The organism is Mesorhizobium sp. M0833 (genome assembly GCF_040319905.1).
Lineage (GTDB): Bacteria > Pseudomonadota > Alphaproteobacteria > Rhizobiales > Rhizobiaceae > Mesorhizobium.
Genome location: NZ_JAMYOQ010000012.1, coordinates 111,635 through 128,674 on the forward strand (window position 1 = coordinate 111,635; position 17,040 = coordinate 128,674).

Below are 17,040 nucleotides of genomic sequence, written 5' to 3' on the forward strand. Positions count from 1 at the left end.
ATAATGTCGAGCGGGGATTCGTCCACGATCGAATTCGTTTCAACGGAAGATTGCGTGGATCAGGAGCTACCGCAGCACGAGAAGATCAGGTTCAGGCGTGACGAGATCACCGACCTGGGAACCTTTCCGTCCGCGTGCCGCGTCCCGCCGCTCGGCCAGGCGTCGATTGGTCGCGGCGTCCGTTTGATGGCGCGGCTGTTTGCCGGCCTCGTCGCCCTTGTGCTGCTGGCTGCCGCCGGCGTCTACGCGATCGGCGTGTCCGGCTTCGGCTCGGAGCGGCTTCGCGCGGAAGCCGAAACGGCAATCGAGAAATTGGCAGGCTTCGATGTCGACGTTGCCGTCGGGCCGGCCCGGCTGACGCTTGACGGGTCGAGCTTCATTGCGCTGCAGGTCAGCGACGTCAGCCTCAAGACCGCCGACGGAACACCGATGGCCGACGCCGGCCGGGTCCGCTTTGGCATCCGGCTGATCCCGTTGCTTTCGGGCGAGGTGCGGCTGACCAGCGCCCGGATTTCCGACGCGCACATCGTCATGGCGGCAATGCCGTCCGGCGGTAACTGGACGGCGGAGCTGCGCAACCAGGACGGCCTCATCGATCCGGAAAAACTTTCCGCCGCCGTCTTCGCCAACCTCAACCGTGCGCTTGATGCGGTGCGCGAGGATTCGATGCGCCAGATCGATCTGCGCAACGTCGAGCTGGCACTGCCCGAGGCCGGATCGGTCGAGTCGGTCACCATCGCCGACGCCTCAGTCTCGCAATCGGGACCGGGAAGCATGGAGTTTTCATCCGACGCGGATGTCGACGGCAGGGCGCTCACCATCGCCGCTTCCGCCACCCGCGATCCGGCGACGCGACGCATCACCACGCTGGACGCCAGTATCCAGGCAGCGGACGCCGACACTGCGGCAGGTGGCAAATTGGGTGCGATCGCCTTGAAGCTGGCGGGGTCGGAAGGGACCGGCGACAACGGTTCGCGGCTGACCGCTGCCCTGTCGCTGACCGGATCGGTGCTCGATCTCGGTTCGCGCGGCCTGCTTCCGGCCGATATCGATCTCGATGCGACGCTCGTCGCCGGGTCGAACAAGATCCAGGTCGACAGTTTGCTGCTGAAAACCGGCCGCTCGACCTTCGATTTCGCCGGTTCGATCGGGCCGAAGCCGGCTACCGGCACAGCCGGCGAGGAGCCATCCTATCGTTACGACCTGACCAGCGACGGTTCGACCCTGGCGCCTTCGGATTCGCCGGAGCCGGCGCTCAGCTTCATCGCCCGTATTGCCGGCGTCTACCAGCCGACGAGCCAAAAGCTGATCGCCGAGCAGATCGGCGTCCGGTCCGGACCCGGCAGCGAAGTGCTGGGCACGGCTTCGGTTTCATTCGTCGCCAACCAGGCGCCGGGCATATCGGTGGCGCTCAATGTCCACGACATGCCGGTCTCGCACGTCAAGCAATTATGGCCGTGGTTTTCGGCGCGCAATGCCAGGCTGTGGGTGCTTAAGAACCTGTTCGGCGGCCGCGTCGTCGATGGCAGCCTGCAGTTCCAGGTCGTACCCGGACGGCTCGGCAACGGCGTGCCGCTTTCCGCCAATGAAGTGTTCGGCCGGTTCCAGGTCGAAGGATCGCGCTTCGATACGGCCGGCCGCATTCCGCCGATCCGCGATGCCGTCGGCGTCGTCGGCTTCCACGGCAACGACGTCGACGTCGCGCTGTCGTCGGGCAGCGTCTATATACCGAGCGGCCGCACCGTGGCGGCAAGCAACGGCACGCTCACCGTCAAGGCGGCGAACCATCCGCCGGTGATCGGCGCGCTCGACATCGATGTCGCCGGCGAGGCGCCGGCAATCGCCGAACTGGCATCGTTTGACCCGATCAACGCCATGCGCCATGTCGGCCTGCTGCCGGACGACCTGTCCGGCACGGTGACCGGCCACGTCAAGGCTGATATTCCGCTGCAGTCCGGTGTCGACTCGTCCAAACTTGATTGGCTGGTGGCGCTCGACTACAAGGACCTGTCGCTGACCAAGCCGTTCGAGGGCCAGACGGTCAGCCATGCCGACGGCTCGATCACGGTCGCGCCCGACCGGGCGGTGATCTCGGCCAAGGCACTGCTCAACGGGATTCCGGCCGAGCTCGACCTGATTGAGCCGCTGAGGGATGGCGGCCCGCCGCGCAGTCGTAAAGTAGCGCTGGTGCTCGACGACAAGACGCGCGCCACCGCCATGCCTGGCCTGTCGACGCTGCTTTCCGGAACCATCAAGGTGGCGATCGACAAGAGCGGCGCCGGCAACCAGAACGTGTCGGCCGACCTGACCAATGCCAGGCTGGACATTCCCTGGGCCGGCTGGAGCAAGGGCCCCGGCATTCCCGCCAAGGTCGTCTTCGCCATGGCGAAGACCGGTGACACCACGACGCTGTCCAATTTCGAACTCGACGGCAAGACCTTCTCCATCGACGGCAGCGCCGTGCTGGTCAACGGCGCCTTGTCCTCGGCCCGGTTCAGCAAGGTCACGTTGAACAGGGGCGACGACGTCGCCGTCTCGGTGAAGCGGTCGGGCAAGGCCTATGCGGTCGAGGTCAGCGGCAGCGCGTTGGACGCACGCTCGCTGATCAAGCAATTCACGTCCGATGTCGATACCGCGACCAAGACCACCGGCGTCGATGCGATCTCGGTCAGCGCCGACGTCAGCTCCCTGACCGGCTTCCACGACGAGGTGCTGTCGAATTTGAAGCTCGATTACAGCGCCGCCGGCTCCAGAGTGAACGGGCTCAAGGTGAGCGCCACCGCAAGTTCGGGAGCCGCGATCACCGTCAGCAACACGACCGGCGGCGGCCTGCGAACGCTCAACATGAAGTCGGCCGACGCCGGCGCCATACTGCGCTTCCTCAACATCTACGAGCATATGGAAGGCGGCTCGATCACGTTGGCGCTCACCGGGGCCGGCGACGGGCCGATGAAGGGCCAGGTCGACGCCAGGAATTTCGTTGTCGTCAACGAGCCGAAGCTCGCCTCGATCGTGTCGACGACGCCGGCCGGCGACAGCCGCAGCCTCAACGAGGCGGTCAAAGGCAATCTCGACACGTCGAGGGTGAAATTCGAGCGCGGCTTCAGCGAGATCGACAAGGGCAGTGGCTATCTGAAGCTGCGCAACGGCGTGCTGCGCGGCCCGCGCATCGGCACCACCTTCCAGGGCACGCTCTACGACCAGAACAACAACATGGACATGACCGGCACGTTCATGCCGGCCTACGGCGTAAACCGCATCTTCGGCGAACTGCCGCTGATCGGCGCGCTGCTCGGCAACGGCCGCGACCGCGGCCTGATCGGCGTCACCTACAGGCTCAAGGGCAACGCCAACAAGCCCAACCTGGAGGTCAATCCGCTATCGGTGATAGCGCCCGGGATTTTCAGGTCGATCTTCGAGTATCGGTGAGGTCAAAACCCAATTACCTCGAGCGACCGAGTTTTGATCTCAAGCGGCCGCTCGTCCGCCCGCGAATTCACGCCCATGATCCAAAGGCGACTGACGTCAGCCCGGGCTTAAATGGCCGCTTTGCGCCGCAATCTCGGCCATTGAGGTGACTGTTACCATTGCCTGACAGCAGACATAGTTAGTGACCATGATGGAGGTCGCGGTTGCGCCATTTCTGGACATTCGGAACTAGCCATAAAGCAGACGTCGGTGCGAGTTCAGGATCACTCCTCGCCAGCGTGCCTTCGAGGAACGGCATTCATGATGGCCTCCGCCAGTTCTTCGAGGACGGAGGTATCGCCGTTCGATGCGGCAAATAGCCTGAACTCCGCTTCTGGTAACTCTGGCAGACCGTAGATTTCGGGTACCCTGACCAGGCCGTTTCTCAGCTGACTGGCAATCATCGGCGCTACAGCAAAGCCTGAGATGGCAGCCGCCCTCAGGCTGGAGTTGCTTGCGCAGATCATCACCGTGCGCTGGCTGATCCCGGCCTTGGCAAGCCGTTCAAGAGCAACTTCCCTGTAGGGGCAAGGTTCCGGCAACACAGCCAACGGCAGCGGGTCCGGAAGATTCACGCCGGTACGATCCGCCCATGCCCAGACAAGAGGCTCGCGCCACAGGAGGCGCCCCATCTCCTCACCCTCACATTGTGATCCGAGCACCAGTTCGATGTTGCCCTCCTTCATCTTCGAGAGGAGCGCACTCGGAATCCCGACTTGCACCTCGACCTGCAATCCGGGGCGATCAGCGCCGAATGCCTGCAAGGCGCGAAGGATGGGGACCTGTGCGAAGTCTTCCGAGAGGCCGACGCGAACCCTGCCGTGAAAGGGTGCCTGCGCCAGATCGGCCAAAGCATCCCGGTTAAGGGCGAGCATCGCCCGGGCATAGGCGAGCAGGCGCTCGCCATCGGGTGTCATCTCCAGCGAGCGCGTCGTCCTGTTGAGTAAGGGCTTTCCGACCTGCTCCTCGAGACGGCGCAGGTGCCCACTGACGGCCGACTGCGTAAGGTTCAGTCGCGCTCCTGCCCGACTGAAGCCGCCCTCGTCGAACACGGCGACGAACGTCCTGAGCAGGACCAATTCCAACATATATTCTGATCCATTATTAATATCATCGATAATCTCAATTTCTATATCGAATTGAAATATGACGCAATGTGGTTCGTCACAATGAGCAAGGGTGGTCCATGACCAAGCTACTGCATATCGTTTCCTCGCCCCGCAAGGAGCGTTCCGCCTCGCGTGAGGTCGCCGACGCCTTTGTTCAAACCTATCGTGCTCGGCGACCCGACTTGGAGATTTCAACGCTCGACCTATGGGATGTCGACCTCCCCGAATTCGGTGAGGACGCGATGTTGGCCAAATATGCGGGGCTCAGCGGCACGCCGCTTACCCCTTCTCAACAGCAGGCATGGGCCACATTGCAAGAGTTGGCGCAACAACTGCACTGGGCGGATATTGTCCTGCTGTCGACGCCTCTGTGGAATTTCAGCATTCCCTACAAGCTCAAGCACTTCATCGACCTAGTATCGCAGAAGGATATCCTTTTCTCGTTCGATCCTGAACACGGGTTCGGAGGACTGCTCAGGGATAAGATCGCAGTGGTCGTCTATGCGCGAGGTCTCGACTATGCGTCGCAATCCATCACTCCGGCGCAGCGCTTCGACTTTCAAAAACCTTATATACAAGCGTGGTTGCGCTTCATCGGTATCGAAGATGTCCGCAGTCTAATCATCCAGAAGACCCTCTTTGGACCCGATATTGATCATGCGGCTCGCCAGGATGCGCGAGAGGCCGCGTCACGGCTGGCGGAAGACCTCCTGTCACGCACAACAGAGGCGATTGCATGATTATGAAGCGCTTGCTGCGGACAAGCGCGTTGATAACCCGTTCTGACCCCAGCTTGCACGTGCATCCCCGTCCACCGGGCGTAACAATTTTGGAGAACGGACGTCCGCAACGTCGCCTAAGCCGGGGCAGGCGCACCGATTCTACCTACGTCCGCTTTCAGGCAATGGATCAGTCCCGGCAAGGACCGTTTTGGATCAGATCAGGAGGCTGCTCGCGCGGAACTTAATGTCAGCTTGTATAGATCTCGCTTCTACGAGCAGCCGGTCCGCTTCCGGCCCCGAACAAGACGTTCGTCGAAGCGCCGCAGAACGTCCGCAATTTGCGCTACCTGCTCCTTCCGATCGATGAGACGAATGGCATCTCGGCCATTTCTCGGGAGCTAGCTGATTAACCTCGGCCGTGATTCCGAACCTAAGGTCCAGCGCCGCAAGATGAAACCGGTTTCGGAAAAGATCTAACAGGAAGGGCGGGCCCTGGTCAGACCGGCCGCACCAGAACGTGCTTCTTCTTGCCGAGCGACAGCTTTGCGACGTTTTCCTGGCCCACATCCTGCAGCGTCACCATCCGGCGGTCGTCTGACACCGGCTGGTCGTTGAGGCGCACGGCGCCGCCCTGGATATGCCGCCGCGCCTCGCCGTTGGACGCAGCCAGCCCGGCGGTGACGAACAGCGACAATATGCCGACGCCGGCTTCAAGTTCGGCCCTGCCCACCTCGACTGTTGGCAGTGTTTCGGCGAGCGCCCCTTCTTCGAACGTCTTGCGCGCCGTTTCGCTGGCCTCCTCTGCCGCCCCGCGGCCATGCAGCATGGCGGTGATTTCGGTGGCGAGGATCTTCTTGGCTTCGTTGATCTCCGAGCCGCCGAGCCGTTCGAGGCGCGCGACCTCGGCGAGCGGCAAGGTCGTGTAGAGCTTGAGGAAACGGCCGACATCGGCATCCTCGGTGTTGCGCCAATATTGCCAGAACGCGTACGGGCTCAACATCTCCGCATCGAGCCAGACCGCGCCCGAGGCCGACTTGCCCATCTTGGCGCCAGAGGAGGTGGTGAGCAGCGGCGTCGTCAGCGCATAAAGCTGCGCGCCTTCCATGCGATGGCCGAGATCGATACCGTTGACAATGTTGCCCCACTGGTCGGAGCCGCCCATCTGCAGCCGGCAACCGAGGCGCTTGTAGAGCTCGACGAAGTCGTAGGCCTGCAGGATCATGTAGTTGAATTCGAGGAACGACAGCGACTGCTCGCGATCCAGCCGGAGCTTGACCGAATCGAAGGCCAGCATGCGGTTGACCGAAAAATGCCGGCCGACATCGCGCAGAAAATTGACGTAGTTGATATCCATCAGCCAGTCGGCATTGTTGATCATGACGGCGCCGTTCGGGCCGCTGCCGAATTTGAGGTAGGGCGTGAAGTTGCGGCGGATGCCGGCGAGATTGTTCTCGATATCCTGCGGCGTCAAAAGCTTGCGCGCCTCGTCCTTGAACGACGGATCGCCGATCATCGAGGTGCCGCCGCCCATCAGCGCGATCGGCCGGTGGCCGGTCTGCTGCAGCCAGTAAAGCATCATGATCTGGATCAGCGACCCGGCATGCAGGCTCCTCGCGGTGGCGTCGAAGCCGATATAGGCGCTCACCGTTTCCGTGGCGAAAAGCTGGTCGAGGCCGGCATCGTCCGAGGTCTGGTGGATGAAACCGCGCTCGCTCATGGTGCGCAGGAAATCGGATTTGAAGGCGGACATTTTCTTTCCCGAAAAGCTTCCGGCCGAACGCGGCCCGGCTATGCATGAAGGCGGGCGTTTAGCACTCAAGCGCGATCAGCAAAAGTGGAATCCGGTTTTGCGTCCGCGCGGATACCGTGCGGCCTGCTTGCGTCGTTGTTTCGGCTGGCGTAATGAGGCGCCGCGCCAGCGGGGCTATTCCTCTGGACCGCGCGGCATCGATCGAATGCCATATCCTGTGACAGAGTCGAGATGCCGGAGATATCCATCGTCATTCCTTGCCGGAACGAGGCGGCGAACCTGCCGCTTCTGCTCGACGAGATCGGCACTGCCATGGCCGGGCGGGACTTCGAGGTCATCGTCGTCGACGATGGCTCGACAGACGATACGCCTTCGGTGCTTGCCGCAGAGGCAGCGCTTCGCCGGTTTCCGCTGCGCCATCTCAGGCATGAAAAATCCGCCGGACAATCGCTCTCGGTGCGCTCAGGCGCCTGGGCGGCGCGTGGCGATATCGTCGCCACCATTGACGGCGACGGTCAGAACGACCCCGGTTACATCCCGGTGTTGATCGACGCGCTGCGGCAGGCTGGTCCCGAAGTCGGGGCCGCGCAGGGACAGCGTCTGAAGCGCCGCGACAGCAAGATCAAGCAACTGGCGTCGCGTTTTGCCAACGGGCTGAGAAAAGCCATCCTGCACGACGAGACGCGGGATACCGGCTGCGGCCTCAAGGCGATTCACACCGACATTTTGCGGAAATTGCCCTTCTTCGACGGCACCCATCGCTTTGTTCCAGCGCTGGTCATCCAGGAGGGCTACCGCGTCGTCCATTGCGATGTCGTCGACCGCTCCCGCCGTCACGGCAAATCGAATTACGGCATCTTCGATCGCGGCCTTCAGGGCGTGCTCGATCTTGCCGGCGTCTGGTGGCTGCGCCGCAGGCGCCGCAGAATGCCCAAAGTAGAGGAAATCAGGCATGGGTAACGTGCTTCAGGAATTGGCGACCTGGCTTCACGATGTTTTCGTCAAGCAATTCGATGCCTGGGTACTGCTCGGCTTCGTCGCCCAGTTCTTCTTCACCATGCGCTTTCTGGTGCAGTGGGTGGCGTCGGAAAAAGCCAAGCGCAGCGTCGTGCCGATTGCCTTCTGGTTCTTTTCGCTGTTCGGCGGCGGCCTGCTGCTGATCTACGCCATCCAGCGTCAGGATCCGGTGTTCATCGCCGGCCAGGCCATGGGCCTGTTGATCTATATCCGCAATCTCTGGCTGATCGCCAACGAGCGCAAGGCGGCGATGACCAAGGTCGATTGAGCCCGCCACCGCCTGAACCGGTCGAGCAAGCAACCCAGATTACTTGCCGTCCAGCCCGCCGTAGGACCTTACCAGATGGACCATGTCGGCCGAGTTGGCGGTCTCGCTCTCGAGCCCCTCGGCGACACCGATGCGGTCGGCGGCCGGGCGGTTCTGGCTGACTTTCCACTTGCCGCTGATTTCGGTGATTTCGATTTCCAGGCCGACGATGCCCTTGATCTGTGACTGGATGAAGGGTGCCGGCGCGTCGGTCACCGCCCATGGCGCCGAGCGGCTGCCCTCCTGCGACATCGTCAGATCGGAAATCTGCTCGGCCAGCCAATCCTGGTCTTCGATCACCGTGACGATGCCGCGCACCTGGACGATGGCGTAGTTCCAGGTCGGTACCACCTTGCCGGTTTCACGCTTGGTCTCATACCAGGACGGCGTCACATAGGCATCGGCGCCCTGGAAGACGACCAGCACCGGCGCCAGGGGATTGTCGGCCAAAAGCCGCCATTGCGGATTGGCCTTGGCCAGATGGGCGCGCAGCCTGCCGTTCGGCGGCACATCCGCGTTGAGCAGGGAGGGCGCGTCTAGAAGAAAGGGAATTGCGTTGGCGATCGGCCCCTCGGCGCCGTTCGAGACCAGCAGGCCAAGCGGATGCGACCGGATCAGCCCGTGCAGGACGTCCTGCCGGGTTTCCTGGAAGTGGGGCGGTTGGTACATCGCCGACTATCTCAGCCGCTTCGGCCGTGGGTCGGACAGTTCCCCGGCCAGCCGGCGGTCGAGGTAGTCCGCGCATTCCTCGATCAGAAGCTCCGCATGGTTGGCAAAGAAATGGTTGGCGCCGGGCAAGGTCTTCTGGGTGATGGTAATGCCTTTTTGCGTGTGCAGCTTGTCGACCAGGCCCTGCACGTCCTTGGGCGGCGCGACCTTGTCGGCGTCGCCGTGGATGATCAGGCCGGACGACGGGCATGGCGCCAGGAACGAGAAATCATAGGTATTGGGCTGGGGCGCGACCGAGATAAAGCCCTCGATCTCCGGCCGGCGCATGAGAAGCTGCATGCCGATCCACGAGCCGAACGAATAGCCGGCAACCCAGCAACTCTTGGAATCCGGATGCAGCGACTGCACCCAGTCGAGCGCTGCCGCAGCGTCGGACAACTCGCCGGTGCCGTGGTCGAACTCTCCCTGGCTGCGGCCGATGCCGCGGAAATTGAAGCGCAGCGTGGTGAAATTGCGCTTCTGGAACATGTAGAAGAGGTCGTAGACGATCTTGTTGTTCATCGTGCCGCCGAACTGGGGGTGCGGGTGCAGGACGATGGCAATCGGCGCGCTCTTTTCCTTCGAGGGCTGATAGCGACCCTCCAGACGGCCGGCCGGACCGGTGAAAATGACCTCAGGCATGAAATACTCCACTTGGCATAAATTGCGCGGCGCTCGGAACAACTTTTCCTCTGGCCCCAGTTTTCCCTAGGCCTTGACGCAGGGCGAGCGTCTTTCTAGAAGCTAGTTTAGAATTGTTCAAAACTGGGCGGCCAAAACTGTGGCTCGGCCACCCGCGCCGCAAGCCGCGTAAATAGGACGTCTTGCCTTGCAATTTCAAGGAAAATAACGCGCTATCTTCGCGGAACGGCTTTTGAAGGGACCAGTTGGACGGAAATGGCCGGAGCACGCGCCTATCTCGACTACAATGCCAGCGCGCCGCTGCTTGCCGCCGCGCGCGCGGCGGTGGTCGCTGCGCTCGACGTCGCCGCCAACCCGTCCTCCGTCCATGCCGAGGGCCGCGCTGCGCGGCGGCTGATCGAGGATGCCAGGCGCAAAGTGGCGCGACTGGTCAACGCCAGGGCCGCGCATATCGTATTCACCTCCGGCGCGACGGAAGCGGCCTCGACGCTGCTGGCGCCGGACTGGCAGATGGGGCGCGGTGCTGTCCGTATGAGCCGGCTCTATGTGTCCGAGGCCGATCATCCTTGCCTGCTGAACGGCGGGCGTTTCCCAGCGGCACAGGTGACACGGATCGGCGTCGACGCCGACGGCGTCGTCAGGCTCGACGTTTTGGCCGAGGCTCTCGCCCAGCATGACAAGGCCGAAGGCTTGCCGCTGGTGGCCATCCACGCTGCCAACAATGAAACCGGCGTGATCCAGCCGGTCGGCCGCATCGCCGAAATCGTCAAGGCGGCGGGTGGCATCCTGGTTGTCGATGCCGTGCAGGCAGCCGGCCGCATTCCGCTCGATATCTCGGCGGGTTACGGTGATTATCTGATTCTTTCCTCGCACAAGATCGGCGGCCCCAAGGGCGTCGGCGCAATGGTCGCGGCGTCGGATCTGATGATGCCGAAGCCGCTGGTCAGCGGCGGTGGCCAGGAAAAAGGCCATCGCGGCGGCACCGAAAACCTGGCGGCGATTGCCGGGTTTGGTGCGGCCGCTAGCGAAGCGTCTGCCGGCTTGCAAACGATCGAAGCGGTGCGGCAGCGTCGCGACGAAATCGAGGCGATCGTTAAAACGCTTGTTCCGGACGCCGAAATCTTCGGGACCGGCGCTGCAAGGCTTGCCAATACCACATTCTTCGCTATTCCCGGCATCAAGGCCGAGACGGCGCAGATCGCCTTCGACCTTGCCGGTGTGGCGCTGTCGGCCGGATCGGCCTGTTCGTCGGGCAAAGTCGGGCCGAGTCACGTGCTGAAAGCCATGGGTTACGGCGATAGCGTTGGCGCGTTGCGCGTGTCCATCGGCCACGCGACCAGCGCCGAGGATATCGAGCTGTTTCGCGCGGCGCTGGCGACGATCGTTGCACGGCAAGCCGGTAGGGAAAAGGCGAACAGGGAAAAGGCCGCCTGAGCGCGGCGAAGGAATATTTGGGCCTTGTGGCCTGGTAGAGCCGTGCGTTCGAATTTGGCCGGGTGAATTTCCGGCATGAACGCACTATATGAAACTTACGCCGCCGCGGGTGCCCAAGGGTGCTCGTTCGCGGTGCCATAGTTTGAAAACTGCCGGGCCTTGACCCCGGCGTGGATGGAGAACGCTGATGCCTGCTGTGCAGGAGACGATCGATCGAGTTCGAAAGATCGATGTCGACCAGTATAAATACGGATTCCAGACCGAAATCGCGATGGACAAGGCCCCCAAGGGCCTGAGTGAAGACATTATCCGCTTCATTTCGGCCAAGAAGGACGAGCCGTCCTGGATGCTGGAATGGCGCCTGGAAGCCTATCGCCGCTGGCTGACGCTGGACGAGCCGAAATGGGCGCGCGTCCACTATCCCAAAATCGATTTCCAGGACATTTATTATTACGCGGCGCCCAAGAGCACGCCCGGCCCGACTTCGCTCAGCGAGGTCGATCCCGAACTGCTGAAGGTCTACGAGAAGCTCGGCATTCCGCTCAGGGAACAGGAAATTCTCGCCGGCGTGCAGAAGACCGATGCCTCGGAACTCGAGGAAGCCAGCGACAACGTCTACAAGTCCGGCCGCGTCGCCGTCGATGCGGTGTTCGATTCCGTCTCGGTCGTGACCACTTTCAAGAAGGAACTGGCGCAGGCCGGCGTCATCTTCTGCTCGATCTCGGAAGCGATCCGCGAGCATCCGGAGCTGGTGAAGAAATATCTCGGCTCGGTGGTGCCGACCACCGACAATTTTTACGCCACGCTGAATTCAGCCGTGTTCACCGACGGTTCGTTCGTCTTCGTGCCCAAGGGCGTGCGCTGCCCGATGGAATTGTCGACCTATTTCCGCATGAACGAGAAGAACACCGGCCAGTTCGAGCGCACGCTGATCATCGCCGAGGAGGGGGCTTACGTCTCCTATCTCGAAGGCTGCACGGCGCCGCAGCGTGACGAGAACCAGCTTCACGCCGCGGTGGTCGAACTGATCGCGCTCGACGATGCCGAGATCAAATATTCGACGGTGCAGAACTGGTATCCCGGCGACGCCGAAGGCAAGGGCGGCATCTATAATTTCGTCACCAAGCGCGGCGACTGCCGCGGCCATCGGTCGAAGATTTCGTGGACGCAGGTCGAGACCGGTTCGGCCATCACCTGGAAATATCCGAGCTGCATCCTGCGCGGCGACGATTCCAGCGGCGAGTTCTATTCGATCGCGGTGTCGAACGGCTACCAGCAGGTCGACAGCGGCACCAAGATGATCCATCTCGGCAAGAACACGTCGAGCCGCATCATCTCCAAGGGCATTGCCGCCGGCTTCTCGCAGAATACCTATCGCGGCCAGGTCTCGGCGCACCGCAAGGCGACCAACGCCCGCAACTTCACCAACTGTGACTCGCTCTTGATCGGCGACCAGTGCGGCGCGCACACCGTGCCCTACATGGAAGCCAAGAATTCGACCGCGCAGTTCGAGCATGAGGCGACGACGTCGAAGATTTCCGAGGATCAGAAATTCTACGTCATGCAGCGTGGCATTCCGGAAGAAGAGGCGATCGCGCTGATCGTCAACGGTTTCGTCAAGGACGTCATCCAGCAGCTGCCGATGGAATTCGCCGTCGAGGCGCAGAAACTGATCGGCATCAGCCTCGAGGGGAGCGTGGGGTGATGAGCTCTGGCTTTGCGTTGTCATCTCTGAGCTTGGCACTGTCATCCTCGGGCCTTGCGCCGTCACCCTCGGATTTGGCGCCGTCGTCACTGAGTTTTGCGCCGTCATCCTCGGGCTTGTCCCGAGGATCCGCTGTCCAACAGAGGTGTGGCGCGATCCGTATTGAGAGGCCGGTAGATCCTCGGGACAAGCCCGAGGATGACGGAGCGAAACTCAGTAACGTCGGCGCAAAGTTCAAAGATGACCGCACAGATTTTAAGGATGGCGGTGCCTTGCGTAGGTCGTCAGCAGGAAAATGACCGGCTTTGTTTACATGATGTCCGATAAGCCGCGTGGAGTTATCTACACTGGCGTAACCAGTGATTTGCATGCGCGAGTGTGGGAACACCGTAATGATGTGCACCGGGGTTTTACCTCGAAATACAAGGCAAAGAATCTGGTTTGGTTTGAGCGGCACCCGAATATCGTTCTCGCGATTCAGCGCGAAAAGTCTTTGAAGCGCTATCTCCGCGAATGGAAGACGAATCTGATTGAAGGTCTAAACCCGACTTGGCTGGATTTGTATGAGAGCATTGATGAGATTGAGAATGTCTATCAGCCTCATCCGAGCACGATGATGTGGAGTAACTACAATTAAAAGACCGGTGGATGTTTGAGTACTGCGGCCGGGCGCCGAAGCCTTGAAGCAGTTGTTAAATCGAGTTTAGCCGGGCAGACGGCTACGGATAGGACGAATGGAATGCTTGAAATCAGAAACCTCCATGCCCGTATCGTCGATGACGGCACCGAGATCATCCGCGGCCTGAATCTTTCGGTGAAGGCCGGTGAGGTCGCCGCCATCATGGGGCCGAACGGCTCGGGAAAATCGACGCTGTCCTATATCCTTGCCGGGCGCGAGGATTATGAGGTCACCGAGGGCGACATCCTCTACAACGGCCAGTCGATCCTCGACATGGATCCGGCCGAGCGCGCTACCGCCGGCATCTTTCTCGCCTTCCAGTACCCGATGGAGATACCGGGCGTGGCGACGATGGAATTCCTGAAAGTGGCGATGAACGAGCAGCGCAAGGCGCGCGGCGAGGAACCGCTGAAGATCCCGGAATTTCTGAAGCGCGTGAAGGAAGCTGCCGCCTCGCTCAACATGGACATGGCGATGCTGAAGCGGCCGCTCAATGTCGGCTTTTCCGGCGGCGAGAAGAAGCGCGCCGAGATCTTGCAGATGAAGCTTCTCGAGCCGAAGCTTTGCGTCCTCGACGAGACCGATTCCGGCCTCGATATCGACGCGCTGAAGATCGTCGCGGACGGCGTCAACACGCTGCGCTCGCCGGACCGCGCCATCGTCGTCATCACCCACTACCAGCGCCTCCTCCAATACATCGTGCCCGATACGGTGCACGTGCTCTACAGGGGACAGGTGATCAAGTCGGGCGACAAGTCGCTGGCGCTCGACCTCGAGGCCAATGGCTATGCCGGCGTGATCGGGCAAGCCGCGTGAGATGCCAGCAGGCCCGGAAGGCAAGCCAAACAAGGCGATACTGATGAATATGCACACGACACCCCAGCGGACACCGGCCGAAACGGCGCTGATCGACGCCTTTGGCGAGCGGCTCTCGCTGCTGCCCGGCGACGGCGCGGTCATGCTGAAGCGCGACGACGCCATCGAGGCGATCAAGAGTGGCCTGCCGACGCGGCGCATCGAATCCTGGCACTATACGGACCTGCGCCGGCTGCTGATTTCGGTGCCGGACTTCGATCCGGCAGCGGTCGCGAAAGCCATTGCGCCGATCGTCGAGGGCTCCAGCGTTTTGCCGGTGCTGAACGGCGTTTCGAGTATGAAACTGCCCGATATCGAAGGCGTTGCCGTGCAGCGCCTGTCGGAGAAGCTGACCGACGGCAGCGCAGCATCTGGGCTTGAGTCTTATGGCAGCGACGACGCCATCGGCGCGCTCAACACCGCCTTTGTCGCCGACGGCTATTTCGTCGACATCGCCGACGGTGCTCAACTGGATAAGCCGGTCGAATTGCAGAATTTGCAGGCCGGCGGACAGTCGCATGTGCGGCTGACCGTCCGCGTCGGCACCGGCGCCAAGGCTGTCGTCGTCGAGCGCCAGACGGGCGAGAGGGCGGCACTGGTCAGCTCGGTCAGCCAGCTTGTGCTTGGCGAGGGCGCCGAAGTGACATGGCTGGTCGTGCAGGAGCAGCCGGATACGGCGACGCATCTCGCCCAGTTCAAGGCGCATCTCGGCAAAAATTCGAAACTGACGCTGTTCGTCATGAATGCCGGCGGTAAGCTTGTCCGCCAGGAGGTCGTTGTGAAGACGACCGGCGAGGGCGCCGAATTCACGCTGCGCGGCATTAATCTTTTGGCCGGCGACACCCATACCGACGTCACCATGGTGCTCGACCATGCCGTGCCGCACACCGCCTCGACCGAAGTCATCCGCAACGTGGTGACCGGCAGAGCGCGCGGCGTTTTCCAGGGCCGCATCAATGTCCACCAACATGCGCAGAAGACCAACGCCAAGATGGCCTGCAACACGCTGCTTCTGTCGGATGACGGCGAGTTCTCGACCAAGCCGGAGCTTGAAATCTTCGCCGACGACGTCGTCTGCGGCCATGGCGCGACCGTCACCGAGATCGACCACGGCCATCTGTTCTATCTGATGGCGCGCGGCATCGACGAGAAGACCGCGCGCGGCCTGCTGGTCAAAGCCTTCGTCGCCGAAGTGATCGAGGAACTGGACGACGAGGCCATCGTCGAGGCGCTGGAAGCACGGCTCGACAACTGGTTCGTGGCGCACGGGTGAGTGGCTTAAGATTCCGGCGTCATCCTCGGGCTTGTCCCGAGGATCTGCCGCGTGGGACCAGGAACTGGCAAAATCCGAGGGCTAGTAGATCCTCGGAACAAGCCCAAGGATGACGGTCGAGACGATGGACCAGAAAGTCGAAAACATTCCTTACGACGTCGAGGCGATCCGCCGCGACTTCCCGATCCTGTCGCGGCAAGTCTACGGCAAACCGCTGGTCTATCTCGACAATGGCGCCTCGGCGCAGAAGCCGCAGGCCGTGCTCGACGCTATCCAGCACGCCTATTCCCAGGAATATGCCAACGTCCACCGCGGCCTGCATTTCCTGTCCAATGCCGCGACCGACGCCTATGAGAAGTCTCGCGAGACGGTGCGCCGTTTCCTCAACGCACCGAGCACCGACAACATCGTCTTCACCTCGAACACCACGGCGGCGATCAACACGGTCGCCTACGGTTTCGGCATGCCCAATATCGGCGAAGGCGACGAGATCGTGCTCTCGATCATGGAGCACCATTCCAACATCGTGCCGTGGCATTTCATCCGCGAACGGCAGGGCGCGAAACTGGTCTGGGTGCCGGTCGACGATCTCGGTGTCTTCCACATCGAGGAATTCGAGAAGCGGCTGACCGACCGCACAAAACTGGTTGCCATCACCCATATGTCGAACGCGCTGGGCACGGTGACGCCGATCAAGGAGATCGTGCGCATTGCCCATGCCCGCGGCATTCCGGTGCTGGTCGACGGCAGCCAGAGCGCCGTGCACATGCCGATCGACGTGCAGGACCTCGACTGTGATTTCTTCGTCCTCACCGGCCACAAGCTTTATGGCCCGTCGGGCATCGGCGTGCTCTACGGCAAGAAGGATATTCTGGAGCGCATGCGCCCGTTCATGGGCGGCGGCGAGATGATCGAGGAGGTGACGCAAGACATCGTCACCTACAACGACCCGCCGCACCGTTTCGAGGCCGGTACGCCGCCGATCGTGCAGGCGATCGGGCTTGGTGCTGCGCTGGAGTACATGGAAAAGATCGGCCGTGAGCGCATCGCAGCGCACGAGGCCGATTTGAAGGACTATGCGCATCAGCGACTGCGCGCCATCAACTCGCTGCGCATCTTCGGCGATGCGCCTGGCAAGGGCGCCATCATCTCGTTCGAGCTGCAGGGCATCCACGCTCATGACGTGTCGATGGTTATCGATCGGCAGGGCGTGGCGGTCCGCGCCGGCACGCATTGCGCCCAGCCGCTGTTGAAACGCTTCGGCGTAACATCCACATGCAGGGCATCGTTCGGCATGTATAATACCAGGGCCGAAGTCGACGCTTTGGCCGATGCGCTGGAGAAGGCGCGAAAGTTCTTCGGGTGACGATT

Annotated in this window: 14 protein-coding genes; 10 read left to right on the plus strand and 4 right to left on the minus strand. The window is 61.9% G+C overall.

Annotation, left to right across the window (positions count from 1 at the left end; all coding sequences use genetic code 11):
* Positions 1-54 precede the first annotated feature (54 nt).
* The gene (locus NKH98_RS16055) at positions 55-3,429 is read left to right on the plus strand and encodes an AsmA-like C-terminal region-containing protein (RefSeq protein WP_352899729.1); all 3,375 of its coding nucleotides are present in this window, start codon (positions 55-57) and stop codon (positions 3,427-3,429) included.
* A gap of 263 nt (positions 3,430-3,692) precedes the next feature.
* Here the strand turns inward: NKH98_RS16055 and NKH98_RS16060 are convergent, their stop codons facing one another.
* Positions 3,693-4,556, minus strand: coding sequence for a LysR family transcriptional regulator (locus NKH98_RS16060; protein WP_352899732.1), 864 nt, complete (start codon positions 4,554-4,556; stop codon positions 3,693-3,695).
* 98 nt (positions 4,557-4,654) lie between these two features.
* Between NKH98_RS16060 and NKH98_RS16065 the strand changes: the two genes are divergently transcribed.
* A complete protein-coding gene (locus NKH98_RS16065; protein WP_352899734.1) occupies positions 4,655-5,317 on the plus strand; it encodes an FMN-dependent NADH-azoreductase in 663 nt (220 codons plus the stop codon).
* A 478-nt stretch (positions 5,318-5,795) separates the two neighbouring features.
* On the opposite strand, the gene tyrS is transcribed toward NKH98_RS16065, so the two are convergent.
* Positions 5,796-7,049, minus strand: a complete 1,254-nt coding sequence (gene tyrS / locus NKH98_RS16070; protein WP_352896650.1) for a tyrosine--tRNA ligase — start codon at positions 7,047-7,049, stop codon at positions 5,796-5,798.
* Positions 7,050-7,280: 231 nt separating this feature from the next.
* On the opposite strand from tyrS, the gene NKH98_RS16075 reads away from it, so the two are divergent.
* Complete coding sequence (locus NKH98_RS16075; protein WP_352477338.1) at positions 7,281-8,009, plus strand: glycosyltransferase family 2 protein; 729 nt, start codon at positions 7,281-7,283, stop codon at positions 8,007-8,009.
* Positions 8,002-8,334 (plus strand): lipid-A-disaccharide synthase N-terminal domain-containing protein, encoded by a 333-nt coding sequence (locus tag NKH98_RS16080; RefSeq protein ID WP_023674681.1) that lies wholly within the window; start codon positions 8,002-8,004, stop codon positions 8,332-8,334. The genes NKH98_RS16075 and NKH98_RS16080 overlap by 8 nt, the downstream gene beginning before the upstream one ends.
* A gap of 39 nt (positions 8,335-8,373) precedes the next feature.
* Here the strand turns inward: NKH98_RS16080 and NKH98_RS16085 are convergent, their stop codons facing one another.
* Complete coding sequence (locus NKH98_RS16085) at positions 8,374-9,042, minus strand: FMN-binding negative transcriptional regulator (RefSeq protein ID WP_352896652.1); 669 nt, start codon at positions 9,040-9,042, stop codon at positions 8,374-8,376.
* A 6-nt stretch (positions 9,043-9,048) separates the two neighbouring features.
* The gene (locus NKH98_RS16090; RefSeq protein WP_023674683.1) at positions 9,049-9,723 is read right to left on the minus strand and encodes an alpha/beta hydrolase; all 675 of its coding nucleotides are present in this window, start codon (positions 9,721-9,723) and stop codon (positions 9,049-9,051) included.
* A gap of 255 nt (positions 9,724-9,978) precedes the next feature.
* On the opposite strand from NKH98_RS16090, the gene NKH98_RS16095 reads away from it, so the two are divergent.
* The 6 genes from NKH98_RS16095 to NKH98_RS16120 all read left to right on the plus strand — a co-directional run bounded on the left by NKH98_RS16095 (position 9,979) and on the right by NKH98_RS16120 (position 17,035).
* Positions 9,979-11,157, plus strand: a complete 1,179-nt coding sequence (locus NKH98_RS16095) for a cysteine desulfurase family protein (protein ID WP_352896654.1) — start codon at positions 9,979-9,981, stop codon at positions 11,155-11,157.
* Between the two features lie 187 nt (positions 11,158-11,344).
* On the plus strand, positions 11,345-12,862 hold the full coding sequence (gene sufB / locus NKH98_RS16100; protein WP_254817626.1) for a Fe-S cluster assembly protein SufB: 1,518 nt from the start codon (positions 11,345-11,347) through the stop codon (positions 12,860-12,862).
* A gap of 295 nt (positions 12,863-13,157) precedes the next feature.
* Positions 13,158-13,499, plus strand: coding sequence for a GIY-YIG nuclease family protein (locus tag NKH98_RS16105; RefSeq protein WP_352703036.1), 342 nt, complete (start codon positions 13,158-13,160; stop codon positions 13,497-13,499).
* 102 nt (positions 13,500-13,601) lie between these two features.
* Positions 13,602-14,357, plus strand: a complete 756-nt coding sequence (gene sufC / locus NKH98_RS16110; RefSeq protein ID WP_254817628.1) for a Fe-S cluster assembly ATPase SufC — start codon at positions 13,602-13,604, stop codon at positions 14,355-14,357.
* A gap of 43 nt (positions 14,358-14,400) precedes the next feature.
* A complete protein-coding gene (sufD, locus tag NKH98_RS16115; RefSeq protein ID WP_352899740.1) occupies positions 14,401-15,669 on the plus strand; it encodes a Fe-S cluster assembly protein SufD in 1,269 nt (422 codons plus the stop codon).
* Between the two features lie 124 nt (positions 15,670-15,793).
* Positions 15,794-17,035, plus strand: a complete 1,242-nt coding sequence (locus NKH98_RS16120; RefSeq protein WP_352899813.1) for a cysteine desulfurase — start codon at positions 15,794-15,796, stop codon at positions 17,033-17,035.
* The last annotated feature ends 5 nt before the right edge of the window (positions 17,036-17,040 follow it).

Coding starts and splice junctions, on each gene's coding strand:
- NKH98_RS16060 (WP_352899732.1), bottom strand. CDS start 4,556: ATGTTGGAATTGGTCCTGCTCAGGACGTTCGTCGCCGTGTTCGACGAG.
- NKH98_RS16065 (WP_352899734.1), top strand. CDS start 4,655: ATGACCAAGCTACTGCATATCGTTTCCTCGCCCCGCAAGGAGCGTTCC.
- tyrS (WP_352896650.1), bottom strand. CDS start 7,049: ATGTCCGCCTTCAAATCCGATTTCCTGCGCACCATGAGCGAGCGCGGT.
- NKH98_RS16075 (WP_352477338.1), top strand. CDS start 7,281: ATGCCGGAGATATCCATCGTCATTCCTTGCCGGAACGAGGCGGCGAAC.
- NKH98_RS16080 (WP_023674681.1), top strand. CDS start 8,002: ATGGGTAACGTGCTTCAGGAATTGGCGACCTGGCTTCACGATGTTTTC.
- NKH98_RS16085 (WP_352896652.1), bottom strand. CDS start 9,042: ATGTACCAACCGCCCCACTTCCAGGAAACCCGGCAGGACGTCCTGCAC.
- NKH98_RS16090 (WP_023674683.1), bottom strand. CDS start 9,723: ATGCCTGAGGTCATTTTCACCGGTCCGGCCGGCCGTCTGGAGGGTCGC.
- NKH98_RS16095 (WP_352896654.1), top strand. CDS start 9,979: ATGGCCGGAGCACGCGCCTATCTCGACTACAATGCCAGCGCGCCGCTG.
- sufB (WP_254817626.1), top strand. CDS start 11,345: ATGCCTGCTGTGCAGGAGACGATCGATCGAGTTCGAAAGATCGATGTC.
- NKH98_RS16105 (WP_352703036.1), top strand. CDS start 13,158: ATGACCGGCTTTGTTTACATGATGTCCGATAAGCCGCGTGGAGTTATC.
- sufC (WP_254817628.1), top strand. CDS start 13,602: ATGCTTGAAATCAGAAACCTCCATGCCCGTATCGTCGATGACGGCACC.
- sufD (WP_352899740.1), top strand. CDS start 14,401: ATGAATATGCACACGACACCCCAGCGGACACCGGCCGAAACGGCGCTG.
- NKH98_RS16120 (WP_352899813.1), top strand. CDS start 15,794: ATGGACCAGAAAGTCGAAAACATTCCTTACGACGTCGAGGCGATCCGC.